The 21,946-nt window shown below is 61.7% G+C and carries 21 protein-coding genes, 1 other RNA gene and 1 pseudogene; 15 read left to right on the top strand and 8 right to left on the bottom strand.

Translation table 11 applies throughout. The features are described from left to right. Positions 1-42: 42 nt before the first annotated feature. The 3 genes from ubiD to J1D76_RS06570 all read left to right on the top strand — a co-directional run bounded on the left by ubiD (position 43) and on the right by J1D76_RS06570 (position 3,369). Positions 43-1,509: a 4-hydroxy-3-polyprenylbenzoate decarboxylase gene (gene ubiD, locus J1D76_RS06580; protein ID WP_060542502.1), complete on the top strand. Its 1,467-nt coding sequence runs from the start codon at positions 43-45 to the stop codon at positions 1,507-1,509. Continuing rightward, positions 1,509-2,477 (top strand): CDP-6-deoxy-delta-3,4-glucoseen reductase, encoded by a 969-nt coding sequence (locus J1D76_RS06575; protein WP_421137578.1) that lies wholly within the window; start codon positions 1,509-1,511, stop codon positions 2,475-2,477. The genes ubiD and J1D76_RS06575 overlap by 1 nt, the downstream gene beginning before the upstream one ends. Positions 2,478-2,685: 208 nt before the next feature. Further along, entirely contained in the window at positions 2,686-3,369 is a 684-nt protein-coding gene (locus J1D76_RS06570; RefSeq protein ID WP_421137577.1) for a gamma-glutamylcyclotransferase, read from the top strand. A 60-nt stretch (positions 3,370-3,429) separates the two neighbouring features. On the opposite strand, the gene J1D76_RS06565 is transcribed toward J1D76_RS06570, so the two are convergent. Continuing rightward, entirely contained in the window at positions 3,430-4,407 is a 978-nt protein-coding gene (locus J1D76_RS06565) for an NADPH:quinone oxidoreductase family protein (protein ID WP_421137576.1), read from the bottom strand. A 150-nt stretch (positions 4,408-4,557) separates the two neighbouring features. Here J1D76_RS06565 and J1D76_RS06560 point away from each other — a divergent pair, with 150 nt between their 5' ends. Next, positions 4,558-4,968 (top strand): flagellar basal body-associated protein FliL, encoded by a 411-nt coding sequence (locus tag J1D76_RS06560; protein ID WP_421137575.1) that lies wholly within the window; start codon positions 4,558-4,560, stop codon positions 4,966-4,968. A 125-nt stretch (positions 4,969-5,093) separates the two neighbouring features. Here J1D76_RS06560 and J1D76_RS06555 read toward each other — a convergent pair whose 3' ends face one another. Next, the gene (locus J1D76_RS06555; RefSeq protein WP_421137574.1) at positions 5,094-5,546 is read right to left on the bottom strand and encodes an EVE domain-containing protein; all 453 of its coding nucleotides are present in this window, start codon (positions 5,544-5,546) and stop codon (positions 5,094-5,096) included. A 195-nt stretch (positions 5,547-5,741) separates the two neighbouring features. On the opposite strand from J1D76_RS06555, the gene J1D76_RS06550 reads away from it, so the two are divergent. After that, the gene (locus J1D76_RS06550; RefSeq protein ID WP_007982896.1) at positions 5,742-5,897 is read left to right on the top strand and encodes a hypothetical protein; all 156 of its coding nucleotides are present in this window, start codon (positions 5,742-5,744) and stop codon (positions 5,895-5,897) included. Positions 5,898-5,931: 34 nt separating this feature from the next. Here J1D76_RS06550 and J1D76_RS06545 read toward each other — a convergent pair whose 3' ends face one another. The 4 genes from J1D76_RS06545 to J1D76_RS06530 form a co-directional block, all read right to left on the bottom strand. Then, positions 5,932-6,537 carry a 5-formyltetrahydrofolate cyclo-ligase gene (locus tag J1D76_RS06545; protein ID WP_421137573.1) on the bottom strand — a complete coding sequence of 202 codons (606 nt, stop codon included), beginning with the start codon at positions 6,535-6,537 and terminating at the stop codon, positions 5,932-5,934. Between the two features lie 115 nt (positions 6,538-6,652). After that, positions 6,653-6,831: non-coding RNA, 6S RNA (gene ssrS / locus J1D76_RS06540), on the bottom strand. Positions 6,832-6,861: 30 nt separating this feature from the next. Next, positions 6,862-7,179 (bottom strand): cell division protein ZapA, encoded by a 318-nt coding sequence (locus J1D76_RS06535; protein ID WP_007942435.1) that lies wholly within the window; start codon positions 7,177-7,179, stop codon positions 6,862-6,864. Beyond that, the gene (locus J1D76_RS06530; RefSeq protein WP_007942437.1) at positions 7,176-7,385 is read right to left on the bottom strand and encodes a TIGR02449 family protein; all 210 of its coding nucleotides are present in this window, start codon (positions 7,383-7,385) and stop codon (positions 7,176-7,178) included. The genes J1D76_RS06535 and J1D76_RS06530 overlap by 4 nt, the downstream gene beginning before the upstream one ends. Positions 7,386-7,595: 210 nt before the next feature. Here J1D76_RS06530 and J1D76_RS06525 point away from each other — a divergent pair, with 210 nt between their 5' ends. From J1D76_RS06525 to gcvH, 9 genes are all read left to right on the top strand, one after another. Next, the gene (locus J1D76_RS06525; RefSeq protein WP_421137572.1) at positions 7,596-8,150 is read left to right on the top strand and encodes a YecA family protein; all 555 of its coding nucleotides are present in this window, start codon (positions 7,596-7,598) and stop codon (positions 8,148-8,150) included. Positions 8,151-8,177: 27 nt separating this feature from the next. Beyond that, positions 8,178-9,512, top strand: coding sequence for a Xaa-Pro aminopeptidase (pepP, locus tag J1D76_RS06520; RefSeq protein WP_421137571.1), 1,335 nt, complete (start codon positions 8,178-8,180; stop codon positions 9,510-9,512). Next, positions 9,509-10,696, top strand: coding sequence for a 2-octaprenyl-6-methoxyphenyl hydroxylase (gene ubiH, locus J1D76_RS06515; protein WP_421137570.1), 1,188 nt, complete (start codon positions 9,509-9,511; stop codon positions 10,694-10,696). The genes pepP and ubiH overlap by 4 nt, the downstream gene beginning before the upstream one ends. Next, positions 10,689-11,174: a DUF4442 domain-containing protein gene (locus J1D76_RS06510; protein ID WP_421137569.1), complete on the top strand. Its 486-nt coding sequence runs from the start codon at positions 10,689-10,691 to the stop codon at positions 11,172-11,174. The genes ubiH and J1D76_RS06510 overlap by 8 nt, the downstream gene beginning before the upstream one ends. Positions 11,175-11,183: 9 nt before the next feature. Further along, positions 11,184-12,401 carry a 2-octaprenyl-3-methyl-6-methoxy-1,4-benzoquinol hydroxylase gene (locus tag J1D76_RS06505; RefSeq protein ID WP_421137643.1) on the top strand — a complete coding sequence of 406 codons (1,218 nt, stop codon included), beginning with the start codon at positions 11,184-11,186 and terminating at the stop codon, positions 12,399-12,401. A 130-nt stretch (positions 12,402-12,531) separates the two neighbouring features. After that, positions 12,532-13,536 (top strand): extracellular solute-binding protein, encoded by a 1,005-nt coding sequence (locus J1D76_RS06500; RefSeq protein ID WP_421137568.1) that lies wholly within the window; start codon positions 12,532-12,534, stop codon positions 13,534-13,536. Positions 13,537-13,727: 191 nt separating this feature from the next. Beyond that, on the top strand, positions 13,728-15,344 hold the full coding sequence (locus tag J1D76_RS06495; RefSeq protein WP_421137567.1) for an ABC transporter permease: 1,617 nt from the start codon (positions 13,728-13,730) through the stop codon (positions 15,342-15,344). A 155-nt stretch (positions 15,345-15,499) separates the two neighbouring features. Continuing rightward, positions 15,500-16,582, top strand: coding sequence for a glycine cleavage system aminomethyltransferase GcvT (gene gcvT / locus J1D76_RS06490; RefSeq protein ID WP_421137566.1), 1,083 nt, complete (start codon positions 15,500-15,502; stop codon positions 16,580-16,582). A 51-nt stretch (positions 16,583-16,633) separates the two neighbouring features. After that, positions 16,634-17,017 (top strand): glycine cleavage system protein GcvH, encoded by a 384-nt coding sequence (gcvH, locus tag J1D76_RS06485; RefSeq protein WP_421137565.1) that lies wholly within the window; start codon positions 16,634-16,636, stop codon positions 17,015-17,017. A 117-nt stretch (positions 17,018-17,134) separates the two neighbouring features. Here the strand turns inward: gcvH and J1D76_RS06480 are convergent, their stop codons facing one another. Then, positions 17,135-18,274, bottom strand: a complete 1,140-nt coding sequence (locus J1D76_RS06480; RefSeq protein WP_421137564.1) for a DegT/DnrJ/EryC1/StrS family aminotransferase — start codon at positions 18,272-18,274, stop codon at positions 17,135-17,137. A gap of 153 nt (positions 18,275-18,427) precedes the next feature. Here J1D76_RS06480 and gcvP point away from each other — a divergent pair. Next, positions 18,428-21,302 (top strand): annotated as a pseudogene (gene gcvP / locus J1D76_RS06475) (aminomethyl-transferring glycine dehydrogenase). 300 nt (positions 21,303-21,602) lie between these two features. Here gcvP and J1D76_RS06470 read toward each other — a convergent pair. After that, positions 21,603-21,920: a DUF2388 domain-containing protein gene (locus tag J1D76_RS06470; RefSeq protein ID WP_421137563.1), complete on the bottom strand. Its 318-nt coding sequence runs from the start codon at positions 21,918-21,920 to the stop codon at positions 21,603-21,605. Positions 21,921-21,946: the final 26 nt, after the last annotated feature.

Genomic DNA, 21,946 nt, shown 5'->3' with positions numbered 1-21,946 from the left:
GAGCAGGTAGGATGTACGCCTATTTTTCGGGTGCCATCATCAATGAAATTCAAGGATCTTCGGGATTTCGTGCAGCAGCTTGAGCAGCGCGGAGAGTTGAAACGCATCCAGATCCCCGTGTCTCCGGTGCTGGAGATGACCGAGGTGTGTGATCGCACGCTGCGGGCCAAAGGCCCGGCGCTGTTGTTCGAGAAGCCGACCGGCTACGACATCCCGGTGCTCGGCAACCTCTTCGGCACGCCCGAGCGGGTGGCCATGGGCATGGGCGCCGAATCGGTCAGCGAGCTGCGCGAGATCGGCAAGCTGCTGGCGTTCCTCAAGGAACCTGAGCCGCCGAAGGGCCTGAAGGATGCCTGGTCGAAGCTGCCAATCTTCCGCAAGATCATTTCGATGGCGCCCAAAGTCGTCAAGGACGCGGTGTGCCAGGAAGTGGTCATCGAAGGTGACGACGTCGACCTGGCGATGCTGCCGGTGCAGACTTGCTGGCCGGGCGACGTCGGTCCGCTGATCACCTGGGGCCTGACCGTCACCAAGGGCCCGAACAAGGATCGCCAGAACCTCGGCATCTATCGCCAGCAAGTGATTGGTCGCAACAAGGTCATCATGCGCTGGCTGAGCCACCGTGGCGGCGCGCTGGATTTCCGTGAGTGGTGCGAAAAGCACCCCGGCCAGCCATTCCCGGTCTCGGTCGCGCTCGGCGCTGACCCGGCGACCATCCTCGGCGCCGTGACCCCGGTGCCAGACAGCCTGTCGGAATACGCTTTCGCCGGCCTGTTGCGCGGTAATCGCACCGAACTGGTCAAGTGCCGTGGCAACGACCTGCAAGTGCCAGCCACTGCCGAGATCATCCTCGAAGGCGTGATCCACCCGGGCGAAATGGCCGATGAAGGCCCCTACGGCGACCACACCGGCTACTACAACGAAGTCGACAGCTTCCCGGTGTTCACCGTCGAGCGCATCACCCACCGGATCAAGCCGATCTACCACAGCACCTACACCGGCCGTCCACCGGATGAGCCGGCGATCCTCGGCGTGGCGCTCAACGAAGTGTTCGTGCCGATCCTGCAGAAGCAGTTCCCGGAGATCACCGACTTCTACCTGCCGCCTGAAGGATGCTCGTACCGTATGGCCATCGTGACCATGAAGAAGTCGTATCCGGGTCATGCCAAGCGGGTCATGCTGGGTGTCTGGTCGTTTTTGCGACAGTTCATGTACACCAAGTTCGTTATCGTCACCGACGACGATATCAACGCCCGCGACTGGAACGACGTGATCTGGGCCATCACCACGCGCATGGACCCCAAGCGCGACACGGTGATGATCGACAACACGCCGATCGACTACCTCGACTTCGCCTCGCCGGTGTCTGGCCTGGGCTCGAAAATGGGCCTGGATGCCACGCATAAATGGCCGGGCGAAACCACCCGCGAGTGGGGCCGGGTGATCGTCAAGGACGATGCCGTGACTCAGCGGATCGATGCCATCTGGAATCAGTTAGGAATAGATTGATGCGTGTAACCTTGCAGCCCTCCGGAGCAGTGCTTGAGATATTGCCCGGCGAGCGGATTCTCGATGGCGCACGGCGTTTGGGCTACGAATGCCCGCAAAGCTGCCGCAATGGCAATTGCCACGTGTGCGCGGCACTGCTGGTGGAAGGGCGCGTCGAACAGGCCGGCAATGTGCGCGACCATGGCGAGTTCTACACTTGCATAGCGGAGCCGCTGGAAGACTGCATCGTGCTGTGGGATGGCGTGCTCGCGCTGGGAGAACTGCCGGTGCGCAGCGTGTCGTGTCAGGTCATTGAGTGCAGGGACGTGGGCGGCGACACCTGGCGTGTGCGTCTGCGGGCGCCGGCCGGCAAGCCGCCGCGTTATCACGCCGGCCAGTATTTGATGATCGAGCGCGAGAACGGCGAAAAGTCTGCGTTTTCCCTGGCCTCGGCGCCACATGGGGGGCGTGACCTGGAAATTCACGTCCTGGCGCGCGAAACCAGTGCACTGAGCCTCATCGAACAGCTTCAGCGCAACCGCATGGTGCGGGTCGAGTTGCCGTTCGGCGATACTCACCTGGCCGAACTGCCGGAAGGTCCCCTGGTGCTGATCGCCGCTGGCACCGGCATGGGCCAGATCCACAGCTTGATCGAGCATTGCCGGGCCACGGGTTTCAAGCATCCGGTGCATCTGTATTGGGGCGTGCGTCGTCCGGAAGATTTCTATCAGGTCGAACACTGGGACGAATGGCTGAAATTGCCCAACCTGTTCCTGCACAAGGTCGTCAGCGACCAATGCGGCTGGGAGGGGCGTTGCGGCATGTTGCACGAGGCCGTCTGTGAAGACTTCCCCGACCTCAAGGCCTTGCACGTGTACGCCAGCGGCTCGCCGGCCATGGTCTACGGCACGCTGGATGCGCTGGTCGAGGCGGGGATGGACGCCCACCAGATGCGCGCCGACGTGTTTGCCTACGCCCCCCGATCCTGATTGCTCCTGCACAGGGTTATAACTCTCTATATAGCCTATCGGTATTTATAAACTTTTATAAATTTCGGTAGGTTATATCTCAATCAGGTAATTAATTAAGCACGATGCCGTGGCACTTAAATTGCCTTAAAACTTATGTGCCTTATTGTTACAGCTGTGCGTTCTATTAAGTAATTCTTCACTCGCGGGGAGCTGAACGCTATTCGCCATGAGCGCCATCGAATCTGCTTTTCTGAATCTGGCTTACCCCCCGCGGCTCGATCTGGGGCCGCAGCTCACGCACGAACAATTGCTCAGCTCGATGCAATCGACCATGGCGCGCCACAAGGGCGGGCCGGTGTGGTTGTTTGCCTACGGGTCGCTGATCTGGCGGCCTGAGTGCACGGCAGTGGAGCGGGTTCGCGGTCGGGTGCATGGCTATCATCGCGGCTTGTACCTGTGGTCCCACGAGCATCGCGGCACCCCGGAAATGCCCGGACTGGTGTTTGGCCTGGATCGCGGTGGTTCCTGCAGCGGCTTCGCCTATCGCCTGCCCGAAGAGCAACTCGAAGCCTCACTGTATGCACTTTGGCAGCGCGAGATGCCATTCCCGTCCTATCGCCCGCACTGGCTCAATTGCCGACTTGAAGATGGCAGCCAGGTCCAGGCCTTGGGTTTTGTGCTGGAGCGCCACTTGCCCAGTTATGCCGGCAACCTGCCAGATCATGTACTGAGCCATGTATTTGAAAACGCCTGCGGGCGCTACGGCACCACCCGCGATTACGTCGAGCAAACGGCCCATGCCCTGCGCAGCCACGCCATGCCCGACCGTAATCTGGAGGCACGGCTCAAGCGCTGCAAATCGAAGTCTGGCCTGGCACCTGTCGCGCAGGCAATTCAACAGTTGCTTTAGCGTTTGATCATGGAAACGGTCCGGGCCACTTCACAACGAAGCCCAGACCGCAATGCCGGCTCAGCGAACCTGCACCACCACTTTCCCGACCGCTTTGCGCTGGCCAAGATCATTGATCGCCTGCGCGGCGTTGCTCAGTGGATACACCTGCGACACCAGCGGCTTCAATTTGCCTTCGGCGAACCAGCCGAACAGTTGCTGGAAGTTCGCGGCGTTGTCCTGCGGTTGGCGCTGGGCGAAGGAACCCCAGAACACGCCGAGTACGGCGGCACCCTTGAGCAGCGCGAGGTTCACCGGCAATTCGGGGATGCGACCGCTGGCAAAACCGACCACCAGCAGGCGGCCGTTCCAGGCGATGGCGCGGATGGCCTGGTCGAACAGGTCGCCACCCACCGGGTCGTAGATCACATCGGCGCCCTGGCCGTCGGTCAGGCGCTTGATCTCGTCTTTCAGGTTGGTTTCGCTGTAGTTGATCAGCTCATCGGCGCCGGCGGCCTTGGCCACGGCGAGTTTTTCCGCGCTGCTGGCCGCCGCAATCACCCGGGCGCCCATGGCCTTGCCGATTTCCACCGCGGCCAGGCCGACACCGCCCGAGGCGCCAAGGACCAGCAGGGTTTCACCCGGTTGCAGGTTGGCGCGTTGCTTGAGGGCGTGCATCGAGGTGCCGTAGGTCATGCTGAAGGCGGCGGCGGTGTTGAAGTCCATCGACGGCGGGATCGGCAGCACGTTGTAGCCCGGCACCGCGACTTGCTCGGCAAAGCTGCCCCAACCGGTCAGGGCCATGACCCGGTCACCGACCTTCAGGTGGCTGACTTTTTCACCAACTTCGCGCACCACGCCAGATGCTTCGCCTCCGGGCGAAAACGGGAAGGGCGGCTTGAACTGGTACTTGCCCTCGATGATCAGTGTGTCGGGGAAATTGACCCCGGCGGCGTACACGTCCAGCAGGATTTCATTCTTCTTTGCGACTGGGCTGGCGACCTCTTCCAGCACCAGCGATTCGGCAGGGCCGAAGGCTTTGCACAGCACGGCTTTCATCAGGGCTATTCCTTTGGGAGTGATGGCCGATAAGTGTAGGTGTGTGGGTCGAAGGGTCAACGAGCATGCCCGACCCTGATAGTCAGCCATAAGCTTGTGCTTGCTTGGCGGGTCGTTATGCTAGGCCGCAAACCGGATAAGGAGCGAATTGTGAAAGCGTGGATCATGTTGTTGCTGGCCCTGTCTCTGCCTGTGGCAGCGGTGGCCGAAGAAGCCAAAGAGGGTGAAACTGCGCCGAAGGTCAGCTACATCACCCTGAGCCCGCCGTTCGTGGGCAACTACGGGCTGGATGGCTCGCCGAAACTCAAGGTCTACAAGGCCGACGTGGCGCTGCGGGTGACTGGTGATGAGGCCGCCAAAGCGGTGAAGGCCAATGAACCGTTGATCCGCAACCAGTTGGTGGCGCTGTTTGCCCAGCAAACCACCGAGACGATGAACAACGTCGAGGCCAAGGAAAAGCTGCGCCAGGAAGCCTTGAAGCAAACCCAGCAGATCATGAACGATGAAACCGGCAAGCCGGTGGTCGAGGATCTGTTGTTCAACAACCTCATTATTCAGTAAGTCTTTCGTTGCCGGTGCCGGCCTCTTCGCCGGCAAGCCAGCTCCTACAGGAGATCTTCAATGTATGCAGATCCACTGTCGGAGCTGGCTTGCCAGCGAAGGCATTTTTGTAATCACCGCCAATCTTACGGCTTGAGTGCGATAACAGCCGCCCACTGCTCACCCGTCACCGGCATCACTGACAGCCGCGAACCTTTCTGCACCAGCGGCAATTCGGCCAGCGCCGTCTGCTGTTTCAGGTAATCGAGCTTCAGCACCCGGGCAAACGTCTCGACATGGGCGACATCGATCGCACTCCAGGTGTTTTTTTCCGGGGTAGCCTTCGGGTCGAAGTAATGGCTTTGCGGCTCCAGCGCCGTCGGATCCGGATAGGCGGCTTCGATAATCTTGCCGATTCCGGCGATACCCGGTTCAGGGCAGCTGGAATGGTAGAAAAAGAACTCATCCCCCACCGCCATGGCCCGCAGGAAGTTGCGTGCCTGATAGTTGCGAACCCCGTCCCAGCGCGCTTTGCCGAGCTTTTCCAGGCCTTTGATCGACAGTTCGTCGGGTTCGGATTTCATCAGCCAATAGGCCATGTCTGTGGCTCCTTGCGTGGTGATCGAGCAGCTTGTCGGCAATTTTATGACAAACCGACAGTCGGTTGACGTCAGCGTTTGCGCAGCGGTTCACGTTGCCGCAAAATGCCGGCCTTTAGAGCTTGACGCTGCTGCACGGCCTACAAACGGAAACCGCTGCTGTCATCGTGTTGATATGCCTTTGGGGGGCAATCGATGAAACGCAAACCGGATTTACTATGGATTTTGGTCATTTTGTTCGGCCTTGGCGTCGTGACCACTGGCTATGCCCAAAGCCTGTGGGCGAACAAGACCGATGCGCCGGTCGAACTCGCTCAACTGCAACAACAATCGACTGCCTTCAAGCGCTGATCCTGTTGCCTCTGCGCCGCTGATCACAGTGGCGCTAGCCTGCGTAGTACCAGGCCTTGTCCGTCACCGTGCCTTGCAACGGCACATCCCAGCTCGCCTGAGCCAATCGCTCCACCTTCTGACATTCATGGGCCAGCCCCAGCAGCGTCGGCTTGCGCCAGTCATTTCGTCGCGCCAGGTAGGCCAGGCTTCGGTCATAGAAACCGCCGCCCATCCCAAGGCGCCCGCCGACGTCATCAAAACCCACCAGCGGCAACAACACCAGGTCCAGCGCCCAGATCTTGCGCTGCCGGGCGAGGTTGGCCCGTGGTTCGAGAATGCGGAAGCGGTTGGGTTTGAGGGTTTCCCCGGGGCGGATGCGCTGGAATACCATTTTGGTTCGCGGCCAGGCGCTCAGCACCGGCAGATAGGTGGCCTTGCCACGGCGTTGCGCGGCGCGCAGCAACAGGCGCGGGTCGATTTCACCGTCGGTCGGCAGGTACAGCGAGATGTGTTTGGCACGGCGGAACAGCGGTTGCTGGGCCAATTGCCGGTACAGCCCGCGAGCGGCCTGGCGCTGCTGACTGGGTGTCAGTGCGCGGCGGGCCTTGCGCAGCATGCGTCGAAGTTGCGGGCGGGGCAGCAGCGCAGGTTCGGTCATGGGTTCGGGCTTTTGCAGGGCAGGTACCTACAGCGTACCTGTAAAAGCAGATCTATAAAAAGCGGATCTACAAAAACGCCGATGCCGGTATTTAAACCGGCATCGAACTGGAATCAGGCTCCCCGAATGTGTCGCTGTCGACTTAGCCCTTGAACCCGAAAGTTCAAGGTGGAGGATGCAGTAGGCTTTAAGGCTTTCCGTCTAGCGGACATGCACACCAGCCCAACGTGCAACCTCCAGGGTATAGCAAATCGGCTCAGGGACATCGCCAACTGGCAAACACCCCAGGGAGTGGGGGGAGTATACCGCAAGCGGTGGCGTGAATCAGCCTTTGGTGACGTCCGGATCGGTGGCGAGCACCAGATCGACGCGATCGAGCAGGTCGCGAACCTGTTCGCGGGTCGAGCCGCTGGCCTGGACATCCGGGCGTTCTTCCTTGTGCAGCAGGTCGTGAGTAATGTTCAGTGCTGCCATCACGGCAATGCGGTCGGCGCCGATGACTTTGCCGCTGCTGCGGATCTCGCGCATCTTGCCGTCCAGGTAACGGGCGGCGCTCACCAGGTTGCTGCGTTCTTCCTGGGGGCAGATGATCGAATACTCTTTGTCGAGGATCTGCACGGTGACGCTATTGCTTGAACTCATGAGTCTTGCTCCAGGGCCTTGAGGCGCGAAATCATCGATTCGACCTTACGCCGGGCGATTTCGTTTTTTTCAATGAGGTGCGCGCGTTCCTCGCGCCAGGTCTTTTCCTGCGCTAGTAAGAGTCCATTTTGACTCTTTAGTTGCTCGACTCGGCTAATCAGCAGTTCGAGTCTGGCCATCAGCGCTTGCAGGTCGGTGTCTTCCATTGTGTCCACTGAAAATGTCTGATGGATGGTAGCGGGCAGATCACTGTCGGAGTGAGCCTGCTCGCGATGGGCCAGAGGACACCGCGGGGTGTCAGCGTACCGGCGTTATCGTTGGCGGCCATCGCAAGCAGGCTCGCTCCTACAGGGGTAGTCGATGTAGGATACAAGGCCTTCATTCTAGACATAGCGCCGTCTGGCGCCTAGCTGCCCATGACCAATCAGAATTCCCCGTATCAAGGCTTCGCCACCCTGCTGCAAACCAACGGCCATCCCTGCTCCCCTGCCGAGCTTCACGGAGTGCTGCTGGGTCGCAGTTGCAGCGGTGTCGGTTTTGATGCCGACACCTGGCTGGCAGACGCCGCCGAACTGCTGGAAACCGAACCTGCCGATAACGTGCGCAATGCGCTGATCGGCCTGCAAGCAATGGTCAAGGGCGAATTGACCGGCGATGACGTCACCGTGGTTCTGTTGCTGCCGACTGACGATGCTCCGCTTTCCGAGCGCGCCGCTGCGCTGGGTCAATGGTGCCAGGGCTTCCTGCACGGCTTTGGCGTGAACGCGGCCGGCCTGGAACTGAGCGAAGAGGCCAAGGAAGTATTGCAGGACCTGGCCGCCATTTCCCAGGTACAAGACGCCCTGGAAGAGTCCGAAGACGGCGAAACCGACTATATGGAAGTGATGGAGTACCTGCGCGTTGCACCGCTGCTGCTGTTCTCCGAAACTAAAAAAGACGCAGCGGCCGCCGCCAAACCGTCGCTGCACTAATCGTTTGCCAGGGAACGCCATCTGCCCATGATCCACATCCCGAAGTCGGAATACAGCCGTCGCCGCAAGGCCCTGATGGCGCAGATGGAACCCAACAGCATCGCCATCCTGCCCGCCGCCGCGGTGGCCATTCGCAACCGTGACGTCGAGCACGTCTACCGCCAGGACAGCGACTTCCAGTACCTCAGTGGTTTCCCTGAACCTCAGGCCGTGCTGGTACTGATGCCAGGGCGCGTGCATGGCGAGTACATCCTGTTTTGTCGCGAGCGTAACGCCGAGCGCGAATTGTGGGATGGCCTGCGGGCCGGGCAGGAAGGCGCGATTCGCGACTTCGGCGCCGACGACGCCTTTCCCATCACCGATATCGACGACATCCTGCCGGGCCTTATCGAAGGCCGTGACCGGGTGTATTCAGCGATGGGCAGCAACGCGGAATTCGATCGTCACCTCATGGAGTGGATCAACGTGATCCGCTCCAAGGCCAACCTCGGCGCCCAGCCGCCGAACGAATTCGTTGCCCTGGATCACCTGCTACACGACATGCGCCTGTATAAATCGGCGGCAGAGGTGAAAGTGATGCGCGAGGCGGCGCGGATTTCCGCCCAGGCGCACGTGCGGGCGATGCAGGCCTGTCGCGCCGGGTTGCACGAATTCAGCCTGGAAGCCGAGCTCGATTACGAGTTCCGCAAGGGCGGGGCGAAGATGCCGGCTTATGGCTCGATCGTCGCGTCGGGGCGCAACAGTTGCATCCTGCATTACCAGGAGAATGACGCGGCCCTCAAGGACGGTGACCTGGTGTTGATCGACGCTGGTTGCGAGATCGATTGCTACGCCAGCGACATCACCCGCACCTTTCCGGTCAGCGGCAAGTATTCGGCTGAGCAGAAAGCGATCTACGAGTTGGTGCTGGCTTCCCAGGAAGCGGCGTTCGCCGAAATTGCCCCGAACAAACACTGGAACCAGGCGCACGAGGCGACAGTTCGGGTCATCACGGCCGGGTTGGTCAAGCTGGGCTTGCTCCAGGGTGACGTTGACGAGTTGATTGCCAGCGAAGCCTACAAGGCGTTCTACATGCACCGCGCCGGTCACTGGCTGGGCATGGACGTGCATGACGTCGGCGAATACAAGGTCGGCGGTGAATGGCGCGTGCTGGAAGTCGGCATGGCGTTGACCGTGGAACCGGGTATCTACATCGCCCCGGACAACCAGAACGTGGCGAAGAAATGGCGCGGCATCGGCGTGCGCATCGAGGACGACGTGGTGGTGACCAAAACCGGCTGTGAAATCCTGACTGGCGGCGTGCCGAAAACCGTCGCCGATATCGAGGCCTTGATGGCGCAAGCGCGGACACAAGCGGCATGAGTCAAGTCAACCTGGCAATCATCGGTGGCGGGCTGGTCGGTGCCAGCCTGGCGCTGGCGCTTCAGGCCGGGGCCAAGGCCCGGGGCTGGAAGATCGTACTGATCGAGCCGTTCGCCCCCGGCGACACTTATCAGCCGAGTTATGACGCGCGATCTTCGGCGCTGTCCTTTGGCTCGCGACAAATCTATCAACGGCTGGGCGTCTGGCAGGCAGTCTCCCGCCGCGCCGAGCCGATCAAGCAGATCCATGTGTCCGACCGTGGGCGTTTCTCTACTGCGCGCCTGTCGGCGATGGAAGAGGGCGTGCCTGCGCTGGGTTATGTCGTTGAAAACGCCTGGCTCGGCCAATGCCTGTGGCAAGGTCTGGACAAGGACGTAATCAGTTGGCGCTGCCCGGCGCAAGTCACGCGCATGGAGCCCTTGAGCGATGGCTATCGCCTGACCCTCGACGATGAAACCACCCTGGAATGCGACCTCGCGGTGCTCGCCGATGGCGGTCGCTCCGGTTTGCGTGAGCAGCTGGGGATCGGCATCCGCAAGCGGCCCTACAACCAGAGTGCGTTGATCGCCAACATCACGCCGAGCGAAGCGCACAACGGCATGGCCTTCGAGCGCTTCACCGACGAAGGCCCGATGGCGTTGCTGCCGCTGCCGGAAAACCGCTGCGCGCTGGTCTGGACCCGCCTGGGCATGGACGCGCAACGCCTGGTTGCGCTGGATGAACGCAGTTTCCTCAGCGAGTTGCAGGGCGTCTTCGGTTATCGCCTCGGCACGTTGAAACAGGTCGGTGCGCGTCACCTGTACCCGCTGACCCTGGTCGAGGCTGAAGAGCAAGTGCGTTCGCACCTGGCGGTGCTTGGCAACGCGGCGCACAGCCTGCATCCGATTGCCGGCCAGGGCTTCAACCTGTCCCTGCGAGATGCGCAAGCCCTGGCCGACGCGTTGCTCGCCAGCGAAAAACCGCTGGGCGATTTCGCCACCTTGCAGGCTTATCGCGAGCGCCAGCGTCTCGACCAAGACCTTACCGTGGGCTTCTCCGATCAGGTCACGCGTCTGTTCGGCAGCAAGCAACCACTGGTGTCCCTGGGGCGCAATATCGGTTTGCTTGGCCTCGACCTGCTGCCGCCGGCCAAGCGTTGGTTCGCCCGCCAGGCCATGGGGCTGGGGACGCGACCGGATGCGTAACGGGTTGATCCGTCGTTACGGCAAGGCTCGGTTGATGCGCTTGTTCATGGGGTTCTACCCACCGTACTTCGGCGCCGGTGTGCGGGTGCAGCACATCAGCGATGATTTTCGCGACATCCGGGTGTCGATGGGGCTGCGCTGGTACAACCGCAATTATGTGGGCACCCAGTTTGGTGGCAGCTTGTACTCGATGGTCGATCCGTTCTTCATGCTGATGCTGATGGAAAACCTCGGGCGCCAGTACATCGTCTGGGACAAGGCCGCCGACATCGACTTCATCTCGCCGGGCAAAGGCCCGGTATTCGCCCGATTCACCATCGACGACACCTTGCTCGATGAGATCCGTCGCCAGACAGCCAGCGGCGAAAAATACCTGCCGCAGTTGCAGGTCGATATTCACGACGGCGCTGGCCACTTGGTGGCGCGGGTCGGGAAAACCCTTTACGTGCGGCTCAAGCCGCAAGAGAGACAGGCTTAAAGCATGGAAATGCGCGCAGATCTGCTGATTGTCGGGGCCGGAATGGTCGGCAGCGCCCTGGCGTTGGCGTTGCAGGACAGCGGGCTTGAAGTCCTGCTGCTCGACGGCAGCCCCCTGAGCGTCAAACCTTTTGATACCCAAGCTGCGTTCGAACCGCGGGTGAGCGCCTTGTCGGCCGCCAGCCAGCGGATTCTCGAACGCCTCGGCGTGTGGGACGGCATTGCCAAGCGGCGCAGCAGCCCCTACACCGACATGCAGGTGTGGGATGGCAGCGGCACCGGGCAAATCCATTTCTCGGCGGCCAGCGTGCATGCCGAGGTGCTGGGGCATATCGTCGAGAATCGGGTGGTGCAGGATGCTTTGCTCGAGCGCCTGCACGATTGCGATCTGGGGTTGCTGGCCAATGCGCGCCTGGAACAGATGCGCCGCTCCGGCGATGACTGGCTGCTGACTTTGGCCGATGGCCGTACCTTGCGCGCACCGCTGGTGATCGCGGCGGACGGGGCCAACTCGGCGGTGCGCCGTCTGGCCGGTGTGGCGACCCGTGAATGGGATTATCTGCACCACGCCATCGTCACCAGCGTGCGTTGCGCCAAGCCGCACCGGATGACCGCCTGGCAACGTTTTACCGACCACGGCCCGTTGGCATTCCTGCCACTGGAACGCGACGGCCAGCAGGATTGGTGCTCGATCGTCTGGTCGACCACACCCGGTGAAGCCGAGCGGCTGATGGCGCTGGATGAGCAGGGTTTTTGCAAGGAGCTGGAGCGGGCCTTTGAAGGGCGACTCGGCGAGGTGCTCGGTGCCGATCCTCGATTGTGCGTGCCGTTGCGCCAACGCCACGCCAAGCGCTATGTAGCTGAAGGCCTGGCGCTGATTGGCGATGCCGCGCACACCATTCACCCGCTGGCCGGGCAGGGCGTGAACCTCGGGTTCCTCGATGCCGCCGTGCTGGCCGAAGTCCTGCTGCAAGCGGCAACCCGTGGCGAACGCCTGGCGGAGGTGAAAGTCCTCAGCCGCTACGAGCGTCGGCGCATGCCCCACAACCTGGCGTTGATGGCGGCGATGGAAGGCTTCGAGCGCCTGTTCCAGGCCGATCCGCTGCCGGTGCGCTGGTTGCGTAATACCGGGTTGAAAATGGTCGAGAAGATGCCCGAGGCCAAGGCGTTGTTCGTGCGTGAAGCGCTGGGGCTGACCGGGGATTTGCCGGCGCTCGCCAAACCCTGAAGCCCCCTCGCCACAATGGTTACCTGACTCTGTGCAACATCCGGTAACTCCTCCACTGGCGGGTTCGATTGAGAAGCTAAATGTGAGTCCTTATCATTTGGCTTCATTTTTCAATCGAGCGACCGCTTCCATGTTGGCACCCAAGCGTCTACTGACCGCACTGGCCCTGACCCTGATCGGCAGCACCGCCGCCCAGGCCGCTGACGAGGTGGTGGTCTACTCCTCGCGCATCGACGAGCTGATCAAGCCTGTCTTCGATGCCTACACCGCCAAGACCGGCGTGAAAGTGAAGTTCATCACTGACAAGGAAGCCCCGCTGATGCAGCGTCTCAAGGCAGAAGGCGCGAACACCCCGGCCGACCTGCTGCTGACGGTCGATGCCGGCAACCTCTGGCAAGCCGAGCAGATGGGCATCCTCCAGCCGTTCACCTCGAAAACCATCGACAGCAACATTCCGCTGCAATACCGCGCTGCCTCCCACGCCTGGACCGGGCTGAGCCTGCGGGCGCGGACCATCGCCTATTCCACGGCCCGGGTGAAGCCGGGTGAGCTGACCACCTACGAAGCCCTGGCCGACAAGCAATGGGAAGGTCGCCTGTGCCTGCGTACGGCGAAGAAGGTCTACAACCAGTCCCTGACCGCGACCATGATCGAAGTGCACGGCGCCAGCAAGACCGAGGAAATCCTCAAGGGCTGGGTCAAGAACCTGTCGACCGACGTGTTCTCCGACGACACCGCCGTACTCGAAGCCATCAATGCTGGCCAGTGCGACGTCGGCATCGTCAACACTTACTACTACGGCCGCCTGCACAAGCAGAAGCCGGACCTGCCGGTGAAGCTGTTCTGGCCGAACCAGGTCGATCGTGGCGTGCACATCAACTTGTCGGGCATCGGCCTGACCCAGCATGCGCCACACCCGGAAGCGGCCAAGGCACTGGTGGAATGGATGACCACCCCTGAGGCGCAGAAAATCTTCGCTGACGTGAACCAGGAATTCCCGGCCAACCCTGCCGTTCAACCTTCCGCCGAAGTGGCCGCCTGGGGCAAGTTCATCGCCGATACCTTGCCAGTGGAAATCGCCGGCAAGCGACAGGCCGAGGCGATTCGCCTGATGGACAAGGCTGGCTGGAACTAAGCCGGCCGTACACTGCGCCCCGCTAATGCGGGGCGTTTTGCTTGGGTGCACAGCGAGCCTGTAGGAGCCGGCTTGCCGGCGAAGGCGGCCTTGAGTCGAGCAGCGATCTTTCGGCCGTCTTCGCTGGCAAGCCAGCGCCTGCAGGATTGTTTTCAGCCGTTACATCTTCATCATCCGCTAGAGAGTTTTCCTTGACCCACCCCGCCCAACGTCGCTGGTATCCCGTCGTCTTTGCTATTGCTGCGCTGGTGCTGTTGCCCCTGAGTGTCCTGCTGCTGTCCTGGCAAACCCTCGACGTCCAGATCTGGTCGCACCTGTGGGACACGCAGATGCCGCGCCTGTTGGGCAACACGCTGACGCTGGTGCTGGGCGTTGGCGTCGGGGTCATCGTGTTGGGTGTCAGCCTTGCCTGGTTGACCAGCCTCTGCGAATTTCCCGGCCGGCGCTGGCTCGATTGGGCGTTGATGCTGCCCTTCGCGATCCCAGCGTATGTGCTGGCGTTCGTGTTTGTCGGCCTGCTGGATTTCGCCGGCCCTGTGCAAACCCTGCTGCGCGAGTGGTTCGGCAGCGGGCTGCGGCTGCCGCGGGTGCGTTCCACCGGCGGGGTGATCGTGGTGCTGGTGCTGGTTTTCTATCCCTATGTCTACCTGTTGGCCCGCACCGCATTCCTGGCTCAGGGCAAAGGCCTGATGGAGGCAGCGAGAGTGTTGGGGCAATCGCCCTGGCAAGCGTTCTGGCGAGTGGCATTGCCGATGGCGCGGCCAGCCATCGGTGCGGGCGTGGCCTTGGCCCTGATGGAAACCCTGGCGGATTTCGGCGCGGTGTCGGTGTTCAACTTCGACACCTTTACCACGGCGATCTACAAGACCTGGTACGGCTTTTTCAGCCTGTCGTCCGCCGCACAACTGGCCAGCCTGTTGCTGCTGGTGGTGATGCTCGTGCTGTACGGCGAGCGGCGTGCCCGCGGCGCCAACCGGGCGAGCAACGAACGACCGCGGGTCAAGGCGTTGTATCACCTGCACGGGTTCAAGGCGCTGGCGGCCACGACCTGGTGCTGCCTGGTATTGGCCTGCGCGTTTGTCATCCCGATGCTGCAATTGGCGGTGTGGTTTTGGCAGCGTGGGCGCTTCGATCTCGACGAACGCTACGCCGGGCTGATCGTCCATACCCTGTACCTGGGCGTGATGGCCGCGTTGATCACGGTCAGCGTCGCCTTGTTGCTGGCGTTTGCCCGACGACTGGCGCCGACCCGGGCCATACGTTCGGGGGTGAGCCTGGCCAATCTGGGTTACGCCTTGCCGGGTTCGGTGCTGGCGGTGTCGATCATGCTGGCGTTCAGCTACCTGGATCGCGAATGGGTGATCCCGCTCTCAAGCTGGCTCGGTGGCGCGGGCAAGCCGCTGCTGCTGGGCAGCCTGTCGGCGTTGCTGCTGGCGTATCTGGTGCGTTTCATTGCGGTGGCCTACGGGCCGCTGGAAAGCAGCCTGGCGCGTATACGGCCATCTTTGCCCGAAGCGGCACGTAGCCTTGGCGTCAGTGGGCCACGACTGTTTTTCAAAGTGTATCTGCCACTGTTGCTGCCCGGTTCGTTGAGCGCGGCACTGCTGGTGTTCGTCGATGTGCTCAAGGAAATGCCCGCGACCCTGCTGATGCGCCCGTTTGGCTGGGACACGCTAGCGGTGCGGATCTTCGAAATGACCAGCGAAGGGGAGTGGGCGAGGGCGTCGTTGCCGGCGTTGACGCTGGTGCTGGTGGGGCTGCTGCCGGTCATCGGATTGATCCGGCGTTCGGCGCATCGAAACAGCTAGGTGCCAGTCCTACACCTTGCGGCTACAATGCGCGGCATTCGGTGCGGTCCGTCTGACAGACCAGGTAGCTGAAATCGGCTAAGAGCCCTTTTTTCAAGGCATTCAGTCCGTGCAGCACTTGCCCGCACCTTCGCCACGCCCGGAAGGAGAAACCCATGGGACAGCGTACGCCTCTGTATGACCTTCATCTCGCCCTCGGCGCGAAGATGGTCGATTTTGGCGGTTGGGACATGCCTCTGCATTATGGATCGCAGGTCGAGGAACACCACCAGGTGCGCCGCGATTGCGGTGTCTTCGATGTGTCTCACATGACCGTAATTGATGTTAGCGGCGCCCAGGCCAAAGCCTGGCTCCAGCATTTGCTGGCCAACGATGTCGAGCGCCTGCACAGCCCCGGCCGTGCGTTGTACAGCACCATGCTCAACGAGCAGGGTGGGATCGTCGACGACATGATCGTCTACCGCCTCGACGAGGGTTATCGCCTGGTGGTCAACGCATCCACCCGCGACCAGGACATGGCCTGGATGCAGGCCCATCTCGACGGTTTCGACGTGCAGCTGCGCGAGCGCTCGGAACTGGCGATGCTGGCCATCCAGGGCCCGCATGCCCGTCAAAAGATCGCCGAACTGGTCAACCAGTCGCGCGGCAACCTGATCCAGCTGCTCAAGCCTTTCGAAGGCCAGCCTGACGGTGACTGGTTCATCGCTCGCACCGGTTACACCGGCGAGGATGGGCTGGAAATCATTCTGCCAGCGGATCAGGCCCCCGGTTTCTTCAACGACCTGGTCGGTGCCGGGATTTCCCCCATCGGCCTGGGGGCGCGCGATACCCTGCGGGTCGAGGCCGGCATGAACCTCTACGGCCAAGACATCCAGCAAGACATTTCACCGTTGGCCTCCAACATGGCCTGGACCATCGCCTGGGAACCTGCCACCCGGCAGTTCATCGGGCGCAAGGCCCTGGAAGCCGAGCAGGCTGGCGGTGTGCAGCACAAACTGGTCGGTCTGGTGCTTGAGGAACGCGGTGTTTTGCGCGCTCACCAAGTGGTCCGCATCGCCGATGTTGGCGAAGGGGAGATCACCAGTGGTAGTTTCTCTCCTACGCTAAGCAAGTCGATTGCCCTGGCGCGCGTGCCGATGGCAACTGCCGACCGCGCCGAAGTGGAAATCCGTGGCAAGTGGTACCCGGTCCGGGTGGTCAAACCGACCTTCGTACGTCACGGCAAAACCTTGATCTAATCTTTTTCCGGCGGGCAACGTCCGCCGACCCATTTCCTGAGGACACAGAACATGAGCGATATCCCTGCCGACCTGCGTTTTGCCGAAAGTCACGAATGGGCACGTCTGGAAGCCGATGGCACCGTCACCGTGGGCATTAGCGATCACGCGCAGGAAGCGCTGGGTGATGTGGTGTTTGTTGAGCTGACTGAAGTTGGCAACGTGTTTGCCGCTGAAGATCAGGCTGGTGTCGTTGAATCGGTCAAAGCCGCTTCCGACATCTACTCCCCGATTGCCGGTGAAGTGATCGCGGTCAACGAAGAACTGAGCGGTACACCTGAGTTGCTCAACTCCGATCCGTACGGCGCGTGGATCTTCAAGCTCAAGCCAAGCAACACCGCCGATCTGGAAAAACTGCTGGACGCCGCCGGCTACAAAACTGTCATCGGCGAGTAAACCTCGCCCTTGTAGGAGCCGGCTTGCCGGCGAAGGCGTCCGCGAAACCGCTAGCTCCTGTAGGAGCCGGCTTGCCGGCGAAGGCGATTTTGAAGACGCCATCGCCGGCAGGCAGGTTCAACGCTTGAGCACAGCCTTCACCGCCGCTACCGAACGCTCGACATCCGCCTTGCTCATCGCCGTGAACATCGGCAGCGAGACAATCAGTCGGCCGACGCGCTCGGCAACCGGGAACATGCCTTCCTTGAAACCGCGTTCGCGGTACAGGCTCAACAGGTGAATCGGCGGGTAGTGATAGCCGATCCCGACGCCCTGGGCCTGCATCTGCTCCATGAATGTCGCCCGCGCCGGTTTGCCATCGGCACGCTCCGGCAATACCAGTTGGAACAAGTGCCAATTGCTCTGGGTGAAATCTGCTGGTGGCAATTGCGCGCCGTACTGCGCTTCGAAATCCTCGCCAAAGCAAGCGAAGTAGTGCCGGGCCAGTTCGCGGCGGTGCGCGGTGATCGCATCGATTCGGGCGAATTGGCCCAAGCCAATGGCGGCCGCCACGTCGGTCATGTTGAATTTGCCGCCCAGCACGTCCACGTCCAGGCCATCGAAACCGCTGCGGGTCACGCCTTGCAGGCGGTACTTCTCTGCCAATCGCACTTCTTCGGCAGTGTTCAATACCAGGCAACCACCCTCGGAAGAGGTGACGTTTTTGTTCGCCTGGAAGCTGAAGGACACAAAATCCCCCGTCGAACCGATGCGCTGGTCGTTCCAGCTGGAGCCCAACGCTTGGGCCGCATCCTCGACAATCCGCAGGTTGTGCTTCTTCGCCAGGGCGTACAGGCGCGTCATGTCCACCGGCAAGCCGGCGAGGTACACCGGGATGATCGCTTTGGTGCGCGGTGTGATCGCCGCTTCCAGTTGATCCAGATCGATATTGCGGGTCACCGGGTCGATGTCGGCAAACACCGGCGTGGCGCCGACTTCGAGGATGACGTTGGCAGTGGCCACCCAGGAAATCGGTGTGGTGATCACTTCATCGCCCGGCCCGATGCCGGCAATTCGCAAGGCGATTTCCATGGTGCAGGTGCCGGAATTGAAGGTGCGCACCGGGCGCCCGCCGAAATATTCCGACAGTTGCGCTTCGAAGGCCTGCACCTTGGGCCCGCTGGTAATCCAGCCCGAGCGCAATACGTCGCCGACGGCGGCAATCGTGGCTTCATCAATCGTAGGTTTGGAAAACGGCAGGAATGGCAGTTGGCTCATGGATAGGGTCACCGATCAGCGGAGATTAGTCAGGCGCCGAGCATGATGAGCCGGTTTGGCCTCTGGCGCCACATCCTCCACGCGGATATCGACTGCTATGCTGGTTTGACCGTGTTGCATCGACGCTGAGCGCCACTCAAGAGAGAGCCCGTCATGTCCCAGTTGCCGTCCCTGAGCCAGTTACGCGACCCCAATGCCTTCCTGCGCCGCCACCTCGGACCCGATGCCGCCGAGCAACAGGCCATGCTCGACAGCCTAGGCATAGGCAGCCGGGTCGAATTGATCGAACAGACCGTACCGCCGGGCATCCGCCTCAACCGGCCACTGGACCTGCCGCCGGCCCTTGATGAAGAAGGCGCGCTGGCCAAGCTGCGCGGTTATGCCGAGCAGAACCAGGTCTGGACCAGCCTGATCGGCATGGGCTACCACGGCACCCTCACACCGGCGGTCATTGTGCGTAATGTGCTGGAAAATCCTGGCTGGTACACCGCGTACACGCCCTATCAACCGGAGATCGCCCAAGGGCGACTCGAAGCGCTGCTCAATTTCCAGCAGTTGACCATCGACCTCACCGGCCTGGAGCTGGCCAATGCCTCGTTGCTCGATGAAGCCACGGCGGCGGCGGAAGCCATGGCCCTGGCCAAACGGGTGGCCAAGTCCAAGAGCAACCTGTTCTTTGTCGACCAGAACTGCCACCCGCAAACCATTTCCGTGGTGCAGACCCGCGCCGAAGGTTTTGGCTTCGAACTGATCATCGACGCTGTGGACAACTTGAAGCAGCACCAGGTGTTCGGCGCGTTGCTGCAATACCCCGACACCCACGGCGAGATCCACGACCTGCGGCCGCTGATCGATCATCTGCACGCACAACAGGCCCTGGCCTGCGTCGCTACGGATCTGCTGAGCCTGTTGTTGCTGACCCCGCCGGGTGAACTGGGCGCCGATGTGGTGTTCGGCTCGTCCCAGCGTTTTGGTGTGCCAATGGGCTACGGCGGGCCGCATGCAGCATTTTTTGCCAGCCGCGATGAGTACAAACGGGCGATTCCCGGGCGGATCATCGGTGTTTCGAAAGATGCGCGGGGCAACACCGCACTGCGCATGGCCCTGCAAACCCGCGAGCAACACATTCGCCGGGAGAAGGCCAACTCCAACATCTGCACGGCTCAGGTGCTGCTGGCCAATATCGCCAGTTTCTACGCGGTCTATCACGGCCCGGAAGGGCTAAAGCGAATCGCCCAGAGAGTCCATCGGCTGGTCTGCATCCTCGCAGCCGGGCTTGAACGCCACGGCATCAAACGGGTCAACCGGCACTTCTTCGACACGCTGACCCTGGAGGTCGGCGGCGCCCAGACCGCGATCATCGACAGTGCCCGGGCCGCGCAGATCAACCTGCGCATTCTGGGGCGCGGACGGCTGGGCCTGAGCTTCGACGAAACCTGCGACGAAAGCACCGTGGCGAAGCTGTTCGATGTGTTTTTGGGGGCCGATCACGGGCTGAACATCGAGGGCCTGGACGCTGAAACCTTGCCCGGCGGGATTCCCGAAGGGCTGGCACGCACCTCGCCTTATCTGCGTCATCCGGTGTTCAGCGCCCATCACAGCGAAACCGAGATGCTGCGTTACCTCAAGCAACTGGAAAACAAGGACCTGGCGCTCAACCAATCGATGATCCCGCTCGGCTCCTGCACCATGAAACTCAATGCCACCAGCGAGATGATCCCGATCACCTGGCCGCAGTTCGCCAATCTGCACCCGTTCGTGCCCAAGGAACAGGCCGTCGGTTATGCGCTGATGATCGAAGAACTGGAGCGCTGGTTGTGCGCGATCACCGGGTTCGATGCGATCTGCATGCAGCCCAACTCCGGCGCCCAGGGTGAATACGCCGGGCTGCTGGCGATCGGTAAATACCACGAGAGCCCGGCACCAGGGCGACCGCGATATCTGCCTGATACCATCGTCGGCCCACGGCACTAACCCGGCGTCGGCGCAAATGGCCGGGATGCGCGTGGTGATCGTCGAGTGTGACGAGGCGGGTAACGTCGACCTCGACGACCTCAAGGAAAAAGCCGCTCAGGCCGGCGATAAGCTTGCCTGCCTGATGGCGACCTATCCGTCGACCCATGGCGTGTACGAAGAAGGCATCAGCGAAATCTGCGAAGTGATCCACCAGCATGGCGGTCAGGTGTACATGGACGGTGCCAACCTCAACGCCCAGGTCGGGCTGGCGCGGCCGGCCGATATCGGTGCCGACGTCTCGCACATGAACCTGCACAAGACCTTCTGCATTCCCCATGGTGGCGGTGGGCCGGGCATGGGGCCGATCGGGGTGCGGGCGCATCTGGCACCGTTCGTGGCCAACCATCCGGTGGTGCCGATTGACGGGCCGCAACCACAGAACGGCGCTGTCAGCGCGGCGCCGTGGGGCAGCGCGAGCATTCTGCCGATCAGCTGGATGTACATCGCCATGATGGGACCGCAACTGGCGGACGCCAGCGAAGTGGCGATCCTTGCCGCGAATTACCTGGCCCGGCATTTGTCCGGTGCCTTCCCGGTGCTTTATACCGGGCGCAACGAACGGGTGGCCCACGAATGCATCCTCGACCTGCGACCGCTCAAGGCCTTGACCGGCATCACCGAAGAAGACGTCGCCAAGCGGCTGATGGACTACGGCTTCCACGCGCCGACCATGTCGTTTCCGGTGCCGGGGACATTGATGGTCGAACCGACCGAAAGTGAATCGAAGGTGGAACTGGACCGGTTTATCGGTGCGATGTTGAGCATCCGCGCGGAAATCAACGAGGTGCAGAACGGCAACTGGCCGGCCGAAGAGAACCCCTTGAAAGGTGCGCCGCATACCCTGGCAGATATCACCGGCGTGTGGGATCGGCCCTACAGCATCGAGCAAGCCGTCACGCCGGACGCGCACACCCGGGCGCACAAATACTGGCCGGTGGTGAACCGGGTGGACAACGTGTACGGCGACCGCAATCTGTTCTGCGCGTGTGTGCCGGTGGACGACTACCGCTGAAGCCCCCTTGTGGGAATAGCGGTCTTCATCATGCCACTCGTCACCGACATTCTGTGCTGACGCCTTCGCTGGCAAGCCAGCTCCTACAGTGTTCGAGTGGTAACCAAAATCCGTAAACACAGCTGAAAATGTAGGAGCGGGCTTGCCCGCGAAGAGGCCGGAACATCCAGCGTTGATGTTGCTTGTGCCGACGCCTTCGCTGGCAAGCCAGCTCCTACAGGGATCTCAGTGGATGTGGGGTTTGTGTTTGCAGGCAAAAAAATGCCGCTCAGGTGAGCGGCATTTTCATGTGCGTAACACTTATTCCGGCGCCACGGCGTTTTTCGCCAGGATCGCGTTGGCCAGTTGCATGTCCGTGGCCTGCAGGCCCGGGTTCTCGGCGCGGACTTTTTGCATCGCCGCTTCCAGGTACGGGCCGCGGATGCTGCCGTCGCTGGCGACGAAGCTGCTGGCGTCGTCCTGGGCCGCGACCATCAGCTTGTGATCCCGAGAGGTCAGGTACGAAGAACCGGTGGTTGCGCCAGACGACAGGACATTGCGCCAAAAAGTATCGGCCATCGCCGAACCGACAGGCAGGGACAGCAGCGCAGCGGTTGCGATAGCAAGTTTGAAACGCATGACAGGGTAACTCCACTGGGTTGATT

It is taken from the genome of Pseudomonas sp. NFX15, from assembly GCF_049132105.1.
GTDB lineage: Bacteria > Pseudomonadota > Gammaproteobacteria > Pseudomonadales > Pseudomonadaceae > Aquipseudomonas.
The sequence above is the reverse complement of the archived record's forward strand: the minus strand, read 5'-3'. Positions and strand labels throughout refer to the sequence as shown.